At 58.8% G+C, this 13084-nt stretch carries 10 protein-coding genes and 1 tRNA gene; 10 read left to right on the top strand and 1 reads right to left on the bottom strand.

Features of this window, described 5'->3' with window-relative positions; genetic code table 11:
* The first annotated feature begins 430 nt into the window (after positions 1 to 430).
* Positions 431 to 2617 (top strand): tetratricopeptide repeat protein, encoded by a 2187-nt coding sequence (locus tag ACQRAJ_RS08220; RefSeq protein ID WP_427748324.1) that lies wholly within the window; start codon positions 431 to 433, stop codon positions 2615 to 2617.
* Between the two features lie 96 nt (positions 2618 to 2713).
* Positions 2714 to 2804 (top strand) — tRNA-Ser (locus ACQRAJ_RS08215).
* A 323-nt stretch (positions 2805 to 3127) separates the two neighbouring features.
* Here ACQRAJ_RS08215 and ACQRAJ_RS08210 read toward each other — a convergent pair.
* Positions 3128 to 4468 carry a D-alanyl-D-alanine carboxypeptidase family protein gene (locus ACQRAJ_RS08210; RefSeq protein ID WP_427748323.1) on the bottom strand — a complete coding sequence of 447 codons (1341 nt, stop codon included), beginning with the start codon at positions 4466 to 4468 and terminating at the stop codon, positions 3128 to 3130.
* Positions 4469 to 4719: 251 nt separating this feature from the next.
* On the opposite strand from ACQRAJ_RS08210, the gene pstB reads away from it, so the two are divergent.
* From pstB to htpG, 8 genes are all read left to right on the top strand, one after another.
* Positions 4720 to 5595 (top strand): phosphate ABC transporter ATP-binding protein PstB, encoded by an 876-nt coding sequence (gene pstB, locus ACQRAJ_RS08205; protein WP_427748322.1) that lies wholly within the window; start codon positions 4720 to 4722, stop codon positions 5593 to 5595.
* Positions 5596 to 5659: 64 nt separating this feature from the next.
* Entirely contained in the window at positions 5660 to 6388 is a 729-nt protein-coding gene (locus ACQRAJ_RS08200; protein WP_154517679.1) for a response regulator transcription factor, read from the top strand.
* Between the two features lie 3 nt (positions 6389 to 6391).
* Complete coding sequence (locus ACQRAJ_RS08195) at positions 6392 to 7816, top strand: sensor histidine kinase (protein ID WP_427729173.1); 1425 nt, start codon at positions 6392 to 6394, stop codon at positions 7814 to 7816.
* A gap of 178 nt (positions 7817 to 7994) precedes the next feature.
* Positions 7995 to 8651 (top strand): YveK family protein, encoded by a 657-nt coding sequence (locus tag ACQRAJ_RS08190; RefSeq protein WP_154517680.1) that lies wholly within the window; start codon positions 7995 to 7997, stop codon positions 8649 to 8651.
* Between the two features lie 3 nt (positions 8652 to 8654).
* Positions 8655 to 9410, top strand: coding sequence for a CpsD/CapB family tyrosine-protein kinase (locus ACQRAJ_RS08185; protein WP_427748321.1), 756 nt, complete (start codon positions 8655 to 8657; stop codon positions 9408 to 9410).
* Between the two features lie 25 nt (positions 9411 to 9435).
* Positions 9436 to 10086 (top strand): tyrosine-protein phosphatase, encoded by a 651-nt coding sequence (locus ACQRAJ_RS08180; protein ID WP_427729178.1) that lies wholly within the window; start codon positions 9436 to 9438, stop codon positions 10084 to 10086.
* A 39-nt stretch (positions 10087 to 10125) separates the two neighbouring features.
* Complete coding sequence (locus tag ACQRAJ_RS08175) at positions 10126 to 10626, top strand: GNAT family N-acetyltransferase (RefSeq protein WP_427729180.1); 501 nt, start codon at positions 10126 to 10128, stop codon at positions 10624 to 10626.
* Between the two features lie 202 nt (positions 10627 to 10828).
* Complete coding sequence (htpG, locus tag ACQRAJ_RS08170) at positions 10829 to 12853, top strand: molecular chaperone HtpG (protein ID WP_427719038.1); 2025 nt, start codon at positions 10829 to 10831, stop codon at positions 12851 to 12853.
* Positions 12854 to 13084: the final 231 nt, after the last annotated feature.

Below are 13084 nucleotides of genomic sequence, written 5' to 3'. Positions count from 1 at the left end.
CCCGGCAACGGGGGCTTTTCTTTTACGCCGCCATTCGACCCCAGACACTCGACTGGAATCGTGCGCCTCCGCCCGCGGGAGACTATTTCTTATCGACTCGTGTAAGATTCCGAGTAGATGTCGCGGTCCATCCGCGACCACTCCTTCGCTAGACGACCGATCAGGGTGATATTTCGTGGCAGAGCGTCCGACATACAAGCTCAGGTTTCTCGACCCCAAAAAGCGTTTTCCATCGATGCCAGAGCAACCCGCGGGGCGCTCGTATGGTGTTGTCTGGAAAGTTTTTGGCGAGGATCCTAAAGAGTCTTGCTACGTCGTCGAATTCGTAGGCAAAAGTCACATATCGCTTTTGGGCTACGTGAGCGTGTCAGGTGAGGTCTATAAGGTTGACGGCCCTGTTCAGAAAGTGCCATTGCCCAAGAACCCCGACATGAAATTGGTCCTTGACGAGTCCGATTCCAGTGTTGGCGAGATTTTGGTGCGGGGAGCCAACGGTGCAATGCGCGCTTGCGCGCGAACGGTCGGCTCTCCCGAAGGGGCCATGCGTGAGCAGTCCGACCACGAGACATGGAATTCGAGCCGTGCTCTCCCTTATGGCGAGTTTATGGCCTCGATGTTCTTGCGCTACGTGATATTTGCCGACCCCAAAAACGCTCTTGCGAACACGGTACCTGCCGACGAGCTCGATGAGGGTATAAAAAACACCGCCAACAAGATCAAACTCGTAAAGTTGCCCGAGCCGGTCGAAGTGTTTTTGGGCTTTAACACGGCACCGCTCCCCGATGCTATCGAGACGCTGCTCTACCGCGTTGACCATGCCGATAATCCGAGCGGTATCGAGCGTTATGCCGCCGCCCTTATGAGCGAGGTCGATTTGCCCCGACTGCGCACCATCGCTGCCAAGTCCGAGATGGGCCTAGCGCGTATCGACCGCTCAAAGCTGTTCTATCTCAATTTTGATCGTAGCCTGCTGGACCAGGACGAGATCGACATGCTGCTTGCTATCGAGTGTCGTCTTAACCGCCTCTCCGGCATCCTTGAGCGTATTGGGGCCGGATTGGCCCCTGCGGCATCCTCGCCGAGCCTTGAGGGCTGCGCGCTCTTTGACGCGTGGCATATCGCCAAGACGACCAACGATGTTCCCCGACTGCTCGATACGGCCTCGAGTGACAACCCGTGGGGCAAACCGGGTACGGTAGCTTGCCAGCCAGGCGGTGAGTGGGACGTGCGCACCCGTTTTGCGCGCGCGGTCGAAGCCCTCAACGTGGTCACGCGGCTTGACTATACCTATCGGGCAAACGTTGCCGAGGGGATTATGCTCGTTCGGTTTGGGCGCTCGGTCGTGGATGCCATGCCTCAACGTGAATACGACGCCCAGGATGACGTCTGGCGTGAGTTGGACGAGGACGTACGTGCGATTTGGGCCACCGAGCACGATGCGCGCGTGGCGCTCACGCTGGCAGCGGCTTGTTTTGCTGCCGGTGCCAGCATTACGCGCTGCTACGTTCAGATTGCGGCTCCCGATGGCGAGCAGGGCGAGCGCATCATTGCAACATATTCCTTTGGACGTGCGGCCTATCTGGCCAATTGCGTTCCCGCCGCTAAGAATTTTGAAAGCATGGATATGGATGATATGCCGTGCAAGCGCATGCTTGAGGCATATGAGTCGGACGCGCCGGATGCGATTGAGCCCGCTGAGGTTCATGCTCGCCCGCGTGACGACCACCGTTCGCTGCCGCCGGCGTTGCGCGACCTGCTGCTTGCCGATACGGCTGATGAGCTTGAGGTTATGGAGGAGGGCGATGACCCGTATGTGGCGCGCGTCGCTGAGTTGCGCGAGCGGGCAAAAGTCGACCGCGCGGGTGCGTTTGAGGGCTTTTCCCGTCTTGTTGAGGAGCTGGAGGCCAAGTGCGCCGTTGCCGAGCTTTTGGCGACAGGACCGGTCCAGACGCAGTTTTGCGACAACCAACTGGTGCGTATGGTGCTGCCGGTAATGGAGGAAGACCGCTCCGTTCGTATTTTGCGCGCTCCCGATGCGCTGTACTTTGCCCAGCATGAGATTTGCAGCTTTTACGCCGATCAGGAGGATTTTGAGCGGGCATTGCCCGAGGTGCGTCATCTTTACGATCTGGCGCGCTCATCCATGCAATCACACTTTGCACTCATCAACGTGCTGGCGCGTCTGGAGCGCTATGACGAGGTCATTGAGGTGGCGCGCCACGGCCTGCGCATTGCCAGTGACCGTACCGCAATCGGCTACCTGTTCTATCGCCTAGCGTTTGCCTACTGGAACTGCGATCAGCTCGAGCTGGCGTTGGCGTGCTACCGATTGGTACCGCGCGGCGAGGAGTCGGGTAGCAACGCACTGGAGGAAATGCAGGGCCTTATGAACGAGATGGGTGTCAATGAGCCACCGACGTTCGAGGAAGCGGTTGAGACCATCAGTAAGGCCGGGCTCGAACTGCCGCCGGTGCCGGCCGTGTCCAACCAGCTGGCAGACGCTGCTGTGCAGCTGGTCGATAACGGTTTCTTTTTCCTGGCACGCGTCTGCATCTTCCAAATGTGGCGCACGATGGGAAACGATGAGCTCGGATCCCTCAGCCGGTCGTTGGGGTAGGGGTTTGATTTATGGGGGAGGAAAGCCTGCCGGCCAATTATCAAAAATTCCCCTTGCCCGGATTCGAGTGTTTGGTTACTATGGAACGGCTGTTACGGAGAGCTGACCGAGAGGCCGAAGGTGCTCGCCTGCTAAGCGAGTATGCCCCAAAAGGGCATCTGGGGTTCGAATCCCCAGCTCTCCGCCAGTATGACTTGAAAGAAGGGTCCCATTTGGGGCCCTTTTTTGATTAGAAGAATGTTAACTGGGGATTCGAACCCGAGAGGGCACGGGCGTTAAGCAAACGCGAAAGCGTTTGTCGCCCGTGGGCGAAAAGCCGCTAGGCTTTGAAGCCGGAGGGCATGCGTAGCATGCCCGGACATCCCCAGCTCTCCGCCAGTACGAATTTGAAGAAGGGCTCCGTAAGGGGCCCTTTTTGGTATGGAGAACGTTAGCTGGGGATTCGAAACCTCAAAAAATGAGGCGCCCCGTTGGACGCCTCATTTGGTTCGATGTGATAACGCTTTGGCCCTACACCTCAGGAGCCTTGGCTACGGTCTCGCTCTCGGCTGTGAGCGGGCGGTTGTCGATGCGGCGGCCCAGGCGGTCGAGCTTCACGAGCAGCCACTCGATGGGATTGGGCCCCGTTCCTTCCTCGTCGGCAACCAGGTCCATGACGGCAATCTTGGTGCCGTCCTGCTTAAGCGTAACGCTGCCCACCTTATCGCCAACATGTACCGTGCCCGAAAGGTCATCGTAGCTAACCTTTTCGGTCACTTCGCCGGCGAGTGAGAACATCGTTGCCTGCGCGGTGGGGTCGGCAAGCGTGGCGTCGATCGTTTTGTCTGTCCAGTCGGTTTGACTGACACGTGCCATCAGCGGATTTCCGTTGGCGGTCTTCTTTTGCGTATTGGCGATTTCGACCGTTACCTTGTGGTCGTAATACCAACTAGCAAGTGTGGCCGTATCGGCAAAACGCTGGTCGGTGGTGCTGGAGTTCAAGACAACGGTATAGATCTCGTCGCCATCGCGATTGTAGGCGCTTGCAAAGCAGTATCCGGCATCGTCGGTGGTGCCGGTCTTACCGCCGATATTGCCGTCTTGGCCCAATAAAACATTGTGCGTATCCATGGAATGCGAATGATCGGAGCCGTCGGCGCCCGTCACTTCGATCCAGGGATCTTTGCTCGCCATGACTTCGCGAATCGTGTCGTCCTTCATGGCCTCTTGCATCATCAATGCCACATCGTGTGCGGTTGAATGCATATCGCCGGCCCATTCGTCAAAATCCAGCCCGTGCGGGTTCTCGAAGAGCGTTCCCGTGCAGCCGAGCTTCTTGGCCTGCTCGTTCATGGCTTTTACAAACGTAGCGACGGCATCTTTGGTCTTGGGGTCAAGTTTTTTGCCCACGTGTTCGGCAAGCGCGATGGCGGCGTCGTTGCCCGAGGGGATCATCAGGCCGCGCAGCGCTTGCTCGACGGTGAGCTCGTCGCCTTCGAGGAGTCCCGCGGTCGAGTTGCCTACGGTTGCCGCCGCGTTGCTCACGGTGATTTTCTCGTCCATTTTGCAGTTCTCGACCGCGAGGATTGCAGTCATGACCTTGGTGATCGAGGCGATTTTGACTTGCTCGTCGGCGCTACGGGCATAGTAGACGGTGCCGTTTTTACCCATGACAAACGCATTGGAGGCATCGATATCGGGCAGGTCTTCGGCTGCAATGCCGCGTGCATCGGCGGCTTTGCCGCAGATGTTATCGGTCGTGAGCACTTGGGCGCCGGCGACGGACGGAATACCGGCGACAAGGGCGACGGCGCAGGCAAGGCCAACGGTCAGCTGCGCGGAACGCTTTACAAGAGGGGTAAGATGCTTCACTGATTTCGCTTTCGACGGGATGGTCTCCTTTGGCTCTAGAGTATATCGTTTACCGGCTGTGCCGCTTGGGGTTTGGCGCGTGCGGTTTATCTTCGTGTCTGAGCGGACGCTTGGGTGTGCACGGTCGATATGATTGCCCGTCGCGTATCGAGGAGGTCCTTACAAATACTTGACAATACGCTCACGCATATATGAGCTGCGATTTTTACTATCGATACTGCTGATTTGATATCGATGTGGAGGTATGCGGTATGACGGCTGCTGCGGCTGTGGGGCCCACGGAGCTCGAGGAGCTAATGGAAGCGCAGGCCGAGGCCGCGCATGAGCGCGAAGTTGGGGATGCGACTCGCCCCACGGCAGAGGACCTTGCCACCTCGCCGACGCGCATCGATGTCGAGGGCCTCGACCTGTTCTATGGCGATCACCACGCGCTTAAGGATGTGTCCATCAAGATCCGCGACAAGCAGATTACCTCGTTTATCGGTCCTTCGGGCTGCGGCAAGTCGACGTTGCTGCGTTGCTTTAACCGCATGAACGATGGCATCAAGGACTGCCGCATCGAGGGCAAGATTGCGCTCGATGGTCAAGATATCCTGGGCGATTACGACATCTGCCGCCTTCGCCAGCGCGTGGGCATGGTGTTCCAGCGCCCCAACCCGTTTCCCATGAGCATCTACGACAACGTCGCCTATGGCCCCCGCGGTATGGGTGTGCGCGATCGCGCTGTGCTGGATGAGCTGGTCGAGGATTCCCTGCGCCGCGCTGCCCTGTGGGACGAAGTCAAGGACAAACTCAAGGAGTCTGGTCTGGGGCTTTCGGGCGGACAGCAGCAACGTTTGTGCATCGCCCGTGCGCTTGCCGTGCGGCCCGATATTCTGTTGATGGACGAGCCGACCTCGGCGCTCGATCCCGTGTCGACGCTCGTGGTGGAGCAGCTGGCCTGCGAGCTCAAAGAGACCTGCACGCTCGTGGTCGTTACACACAATATGCAGCAGGCGGCGCGCATATCCGATTCCGTCGCGTTTTTCTTGCTAGGTGAGTTGGTGGAGCACGCGCCCACCGCTCAGCTTTTCAAAAATCCTACCGACCCGCGTACGGCGGATTATTTGACGGGGCGTTTTGGCTGATACCATCTAGTAAAGGTACCTTTAGGATTAAGATGCGGTCATGCCGGCCGCAAAGGGGTTCAACATGATCTATTACGTCGAGGACGATGATAACATCAGGGATTTGACGGTCTATGCACTGCGCAAGCAGGGGATCGAGGCCGAAGGCTTTTCGTGCGACGGTGAGTTTAAGGCTGCCGTGGCGCGACGGGTGCCCGATGCCGTGCTGCTCGATATCATGCTGCCCGATACCGATGGCTTGGCGATTATGCGTCGCCTGCGTGCCGATCGCCTGACGGAGACGGTGCCCATCATGATGCTTACCGCCAAGGATACCGAGCTCGACAAGGTGATGGCGCTCGATGGCGGTGCCGACGATTATCTGACTAAGCCGTTTTCGCTCATGGAGCTTGCGAGCCGCTGCCGCGCACTGCTGCGTCGCGGCGGCATGGTCAAGCAGGCGAGCGATGTGCTCAGCGTGGGCGATATCGTGCTTTCGCCCAGCCATCGCGAGGTGACCGTTGCCGGCGAGCCGCTTAAGCTCACCCTGCGCGAGTTCGACCTGCTCGAGTACCTCATGCGCAAGCCCGGCGTGGTCTTTACCCGCGAGTCGTTGCTGCAGAGCGTGTGGGGCTGGGACTTCGACGGCGGTTCGCGCACCGTTGACGTGCACGTGCAGACGCTTCGCCAAAAACTGGGCGAGCATGCCAGCGCCATCGAGACCGTGCGCGGCGTGGGCTACCGTTTGGCCGAGCCTTCTGCCGGTGACGGTGCCGAAGGTGACGACACCGCGGCCACCGCATCGGAGGAGTAACCCGTGGTCTTCGCCCCCCAGGGAAAACATACGCTGTCGCACCGCGTTTTTGTGACGATCTTTGTTTGCGCCATGGCGGTTATCGTGGCGTTTACGGTGCTGGGTGCGTTCTTTGTGCAAAACACCTTGGCGGATGCCACGAGTGCCAATCTGGCGCAGGAAACCGAGCTCATTGCTGCCGCCCTCGACGAACAGCAGGAGCCCATCCCGTTCTTGCGTAGCCTCGATCGCGAGGACTTGCGCATTACGCTGATTAACAAGGATGGATCGGTTGCCTACGACAACGAGGCGTCGCCTTCCTCACTGCCCAACCATGGCGATCGCCCCGAGGTCATCGAGGCCTTTGAGAGTGGTTTGGGTTCCGCGGAGCGCGCAAGCTCTACGCTCGACGAGATTATGCTGTATCGCGCCGTCGCCCTTGATAACGGCCAGGTTGTCCGCTTGGCGCAAGCCCAGCCTGGCGTTGCGGCGATTTTGCTGTCGATGGTGGCGCCGATGCTGCTTATCGCAGCAGCGGGTGCAGTACTCTCGTTTTTTATGGCGCGCCGCGAGTCCCGTGCAATCATCGCGCCGTTGCAAGAGGTGGATTTGGACCACCCACGCCGTAGCTATGAGCACGCCTATGCCGAGATGGTCCCCATGCTTGAGCGTATCGAGTCGCAGCGCCAGGAACTCAAGCGCCAAATGGCGGTGCTAGCGGACAACGACCGAATGCGCCGTGAGTTCACGGCCAATATCACCCATGAGCTCAAGACCCCGCTTACCGCGATTTCGGGCTATGCCGAGCTTATTGCAAACGGCATGGTTGAGGGCGAGGACGACTTGCGCAACTTTGGTGGCCGCATCTATCGCGAGGCGGGCCGCCTGGCGGCGCTCGTCAACGACATTCTTACGCTTTCCAACTTGGACGAGGCGGAGCGAGCATCCGAGGGCGAGGCGGTGCCCATTGGGTCCACAGAACCCATCGAGCTCTCTCGCGCCATTTTGACGGTGGAACAGCGTCTTGAGCAAGTTGCCCGGCAGTCGAATGTGACCATTGGGCACGAGACGAAGCCCATGGTGATCGAAGGCGTGCCGCGCCTGATTGACGAGCTGATCTACAACCTTGCAAGCAACGCCATTCGCTACAACCGACCTGGCGGTACGGTCACGCTGCGCTGCGGGACCAATGACGAGGGTCATCCGTACCTGTCTGTTGCCGATACGGGTATCGGTATTGCGCCCGAGGAGCAGGGTAAAGTGTTCGAGCGTTTTTATCGCGTGGACAAGAGTCGTTCTAAGGCGCGTGGCGGAACCGGCCTGGGTTTGGCGATCGTCAAACACGCCGCTCTGTACCATCACGCCGCGATTGACCTGTCGAGTGAGCCGGGCGTGGGAACCACCATTACGGTAACGTTTCCCGTGCAACAAGAGGGACCGTTCGCGTAGCGGCATAGCAAAAACCGAGGATTAGACGGTACGCCCGCGCCTCCGCTGCCGCGTGAATTGTTGCGCAACTTACACGCGGACGCTGTATCTTATGTATAGAGCTCGGGTATGGCAGAAATATGCGATATTATACGAGCAGTTTTGTCGATACGAACTAGGGAAATGAAAGGCGAACCGCATGACCCTTCTTGAACTGTTCCAGCTGCTTAAAAAGCACCTCAAGCTGGTCATTGCCCTTCCGGTGGTCTGCGCGATCGCCATGGGCGTCGTCTCCTTCATCATGATGGACAACACCTACACCGCCACGACGAGCATGTACATTCTCGCCAAGACCGATGGCGGCCAGACGAGCTACTACAACGATCTGTCTGCAAGCCAGATGCTCTCCAACGACATCGCCACGCTGCTCGATAGCGACAGCGTCAAGAGCGGTGCCGCCAAGGAGCTGGGCCTTTCCAGCCTGGCCGACTATAAGGTGAGTGTTACGAGCGAGACCACGACCCGCGTTATCTCGCTGTCTGTGACCGGTGCCAGCCCCGATGGCGCTGCCGCTGTCGCTAACGCCATGGCCAACTCGGTTTCCACCGTCGCCCAGGACGTCGACGCCGCCCAGGCCGTCAACGTCATCGACAAGGCTAAGGTCCCCACCCAGCCCAGCGGCCCCAACCGCAAGCTCTACATTGCAGTTGCCGCCCTGGCCGGCCTGTTTGTCGCTGTCGCGATTGTTGTGCTGCTCGACATGCTCAACACGCGTGTCCGTTCTGTCGATGACGCCGTCGAGCTGCTCGGCGTGCCCGTTATCGGCCGTTTCCCCGTTGTGAAGGGCGGTAAGTAATCCATGGCCCGTAAAAAGAAGTCCGGCGATACCCTCGCCTTTAACAACGCAGCCAAGACGCTGCTCGCCAACATTCGCTTTGCGAGTGTCGATACGCCCATCAAGTCCATTACGGTGACCTCCTCCATTCCCAACGAGGGCAAGTCCACCATCGCGCTCAACCTGGCCAAGGCCATCGCAACCAGCGGCAAGAGCGTTCTCCTGGTTGAGTGCGACATGCGCCACCACACACTTGCCAATATGCTGGGCGTCCGTCATGCCGGCGGCCTGTACGCCGTGCTTTCCGATCAGATGTCGATCGATGAGGCCGTTGTCGACACCGGTCAGCCCAACCTCTTTTTCCTCGACGCCGAGCCGCGCATTCCCAATCCGGCAGACATCGTTGCCTCGCGCCGCTTTGCCAAGCTTGTCGCCGCGCTGGAGGAAAAGTACCGGTACGTCATCTTTGATACGCCGCCCGTGGGCACGTTTGTCGACGCTGCCGAAGTCGCCGCGATCACCGACGGCACCATCTATGTCGTCCGCCAGGACTTTGCCAAGCGCAATGAGATTCTCGCTGCTTTCGATCAGCTCAACAAGGCCGAGGTCAACGTGATCGGTACGGTCATGAACTACTGCGAGACTTCGAGCCACGACTACTATTACTCGTATTATGGCGGGGATAAGGGGCAGAACAACGCTGCGGCGGGGGTTGATCCCACTGTTGGCGGCGCGGCTGCAACGGGCATCCCTGCGAAGGCGCAACGCTTTAAGAAATGAGCAACGACGCAGATAAGAGGGCGATATGCGAGACATCCATTGTCATATCCTGCCCGGAGTCGATGACGGCGCGGCGAACCTCGAGCAAAGCTTGGCGATGCTCGAGGCGGCCCGCGCCGTCGGCGTTACGCACATGGTGTGTACACCACACTGCCGGGACCCGTATTTTGACTTCGAAAAAATGTGGGAGGCCTATCGACTGCTTTGCGCGCATGCGGGCGATATGCATTTGCAGATGGGCTTTGAGGTCAATCATGCCAAGCTCATGGATTTGGGCATCGAATGGGCCGACCGCCTGCATTTCGATGACTCAAACGAGTTTTTGCTTGAGCTCTCGACGCGTGCTGATTCGTATGACTTTGAGGAATACGAGAACACGATCTACGACTTGCAGTGTCGCGGTTGCCAGGTGATTATTGCCCACCCTGAGCGCTACCGTGCCATTCAAAAGGACGTAAGCATTGCTAAGCGTCTGGTCGACATGGGCTGTAAGCTGCAGGCTTCTGCCGACTTTATTGCGGGTGGGCGCTTTGGTCGCGAGAAAAAGCCGGCGCAGCGCCTGTTCGACCAGAACTTGTACAGCTTTATCGCGAGTGACGCCCATAACGTGGGCCACTACGATTGCCTGGCAAAAGCGCGTGCGAAGTTTAGTGTGCGCGGGGCTCATTTTCGCTAAAATCTGTCCCTAACGTTCTTACTGAATGAAGGGGCCGCCTTGGATATCCAACTTAAGACAGGTTGCTTTGAGGACGCGGCGCTGGTGCGCCGCGCCGTTTTTATGGACGAACAGGGCTATGAAAACGAGTTTGACCAGATTGACGAGGACCCGGGCTGCGTCCATGTGACGCTGTATGTGGATGGCCAACTCACCGGCTGCTCGCGCGTGTTTCCCGAGGAGCTGGAGCGCGCGGCAGATGCGGAGGCTCCGGTGCCACCGGCGTGCGACTTGGACGAAGGCGTCGCCGCGGGGGAGACCTACATTATGGGGCGCGTCGCCGTGCTGCCGGCTATGCGTCGTCGCGGGTTGGCAAGCGCGATCGTCGAGGCCAGCGATACATGCGCACGCGATGCCGGCGCTAAACTTATTAAGCTGCACGCGCAGGAATACGTGTTGCCGCTCTATGAAAAGGCTGGCTACACACAAATTGCCCCGGTTGACTACGAAGACGAGGGCCAGCCCCATGCCTGGATGGCCAAGCGCGTAGATGGCAGATAGGGACGTTCCTTTCCTGTCGGCAGTTGGGGACACTCCTTGGCAATTGACGCATCGGAGTGCTCGGACATACAGTTTTTCGATTCCGCATGTATATATGCGCGCTAATGGGTTATAAAATCTAAGTCTGAACATAGCAGGTCTGCGATACGGCTCGGGTAACCGGGCTGTTTTTGCGGACGGGGGTAGCGCGAAAGGACTGCACATGCGTCAATTTAAGACCGAGAGCAAAAAGTTGCTCGACCTCATGATCAACTCCATCTACACCAACAAGGAAATCTTCCTGCGCGAGCTTATCTCTAACGCGAGCGACGCCGTCGACAAGCTCAATTTTAAGAGCCTGCAGGATCCGAGCGTCAAGCTCGACCAGGGCGACCTGGCCATTCGCGTCTCCTTTGATAAAGACGCCCGCACCATTACCATCTCGGATAACGGCATTGGCATGACCGCCGAGGAGCTCGAGCGCAACCTGGGCACCATCGCCCATTCCGGCTCCGAGGAGTTTAAGACCGAGAACGCCGAGCAGCAGGGTTCGGATGTCGACATCATCGGTCAGTTTGGCGTGGGCTTCTACTCGGCCTTTATGGTCGCCAGCCACGTGAAGGTGGTCAGCCGCGCTTATGGCGAGGATGTCGCCCATGTGTGGGAATCCGACGGTCTTGAGGGCTATACCATCGAGGACGGCGAGCGCGCCGAGCACGGCACCGATGTCATCCTGACGCTGCGCGAGAACGAGAAGCTCGACGCCGATGGCGAGGCCGAGACCTACGATCGCTTCCTGACCGAGTGGGGCCTCAAGAGCCTGATTCAGCAGTACAGCAACTATGTGCGCTACCCGATCCAAATGATGGTCTCCAAGAGCCGCCAGAAACCCAAGCCCGAGGACGCGCCGGAGGATTACAAGCCCGAGTACGAGGACTACCAGGAGCTCGAGACCGTTAACTCCATGACACCGATCTGGAAGAAGCGCAGCTCCGATGTTGAGCAGAAGGACTATGACGAGTTCTACAAGTCTACGTTCCACGACTTTGACGATCCTGCGCGCACCATCAGCTTCCACGCCGAGGGTACGCTCGAGTACGACGCCCTGCTGTTTGTGCCGGGCCGCGCGCCGTTCGATTTGTACAGCAAGGACTACGAGAAGGGCCTGGCGCTCTACAGCTCCAACGTCCTGATCATGGAGAAGTGCGACGACCTGCTTCCCGACTACTATAACTTTGTCCGCGGCGTCGTGGATTCCGCCGACGTGTCGCTCAACATCTCGCGCGAGACGCTGCAGCAGAACCGTCAGCTCAAGGCCATCGCCAAGCGTGTGGAAAAGAAGATTACCGCCGACCTTGAGGATATGCGTGACAACGACCGCGAGGCCTACGAGAAGTTCTTTGAGAACTTTGGCCGTGGCCTTAAGTACGGCATCTATTCGAGCTATGGCATGAAGGCCGATGAGCTCGCCGACCTGCTGCTGTTCTGGTCTGCCAAGGAGCAGAAGATGATTACCCTGGCCGAGTATGCCAAGGGCATGCCCGAAGATCAGAAGGCCATCTACTACGCCGCCGGCGACTCGCGTGAGCGCTTGACCAAGATGCCCGTGGTAAAGGGTGTGCTCGACCGCGGCTATGACGTGCTGCTGCTGACGCAGGATGTGGATGAGTTCACGTTCCAGGCTATGCGTGAGTACGTTGCCGTCGATATGCCCAAGATCTACGAGGACGACGCTGCCCGCGAGGCTGCCGAGAAGGCCGTTGCCGACGGTGCCGAGCCCGAGGTCGAAGATCGTCACCTGGAGCTCAAGAATGTCGCTACCGGCGATCTTGACCTGGCGACCGAGGACGAGAAGAAGGAGGCCGAGGACGCCACTAAGGAGAACGAGGACCTCTTTAGCGCCATGAAGGAGGCACTCGGTGACAAGGTCGAGAAGGTCGCTGTCTCTGCGCGCCTGACCGATGCTCCCGCGTGCATCACCACCGAGGGTCCGCTTTCGCTCGAGATGGAGAAGGTGCTTCAGAAGGGTCCCGAGGGTGCGCCCGACGGTATGCCCAAGAGCCAGCGTGTGCTCGAGCTCAACGCCAAGCACCCGGTCTTTGCCAAGCTCGTCGCTGCCCAGAAGGCGGGCGACGCCGACAAGATCAAGCAGTACTCCGGCCTGCTCTATGACCAGGCCCTGCTCGTCGAGGGTATTTTGCCCGAGGACCCCGTTGCCTTCGCGGCGGCTGTCTGCGAGCTTATGTAATTGGTTCCGCCGTTCTGCCGAACGGCGGAACGGCTCGACGCTGCGCGGGCACCAGAGCGACAACTTGTCATTCAAAGAGGACGGCATGACCAGAAGGTCTATGCCGTCCTCTTTTCATGCCAATTTGTTCGCTCTGGTGCCCGCTCGCTGGCATTGCCAAAACATCGACGTTACCGTGGTCCAAACTAGTCGCCTGCGACGTTCTTGTTTGACTGGTCGTTTAAGAGCGTC

The organism is Collinsella sp. SGI.184 (assembly GCF_050313415.1).
GTDB lineage: Bacteria > Actinomycetota > Coriobacteriia > Coriobacteriales > Coriobacteriaceae > Collinsella.
Note: the sequence above shows the minus strand (reverse complement) of the source record. Positions and strands in the feature narration are given on the sequence as shown.

Bases quoted from the DNA above. Each gene is read 5' to 3' on its own strand.
- ACQRAJ_RS08185 (WP_427748321.1), top strand. From the start codon at position 8,655: ATGGCCCGTAAAAAGAAGTCCGGCGATACCCTCGCCTTTAACAACGCA.
- ACQRAJ_RS08200 (WP_154517679.1), top strand. From the start codon at position 5,660: ATGATCTATTACGTCGAGGACGATGATAACATCAGGGATTTGACGGTC.
- htpG (WP_427719038.1), top strand. From the start codon at position 10,829: ATGCGTCAATTTAAGACCGAGAGCAAAAAGTTGCTCGACCTCATGATC.
- ACQRAJ_RS08190 (WP_154517680.1), top strand. From the start codon at position 7,995: ATGACCCTTCTTGAACTGTTCCAGCTGCTTAAAAAGCACCTCAAGCTG.
- ACQRAJ_RS08220 (WP_427748324.1), top strand. From the start codon at position 431: ATGAAATTGGTCCTTGACGAGTCCGATTCCAGTGTTGGCGAGATTTTG.
- ACQRAJ_RS08180 (WP_427729178.1), top strand. From the start codon at position 9,436: ATGCGAGACATCCATTGTCATATCCTGCCCGGAGTCGATGACGGCGCG.
- pstB (WP_427748322.1), top strand. From the start codon at position 4,720: ATGACGGCTGCTGCGGCTGTGGGGCCCACGGAGCTCGAGGAGCTAATG.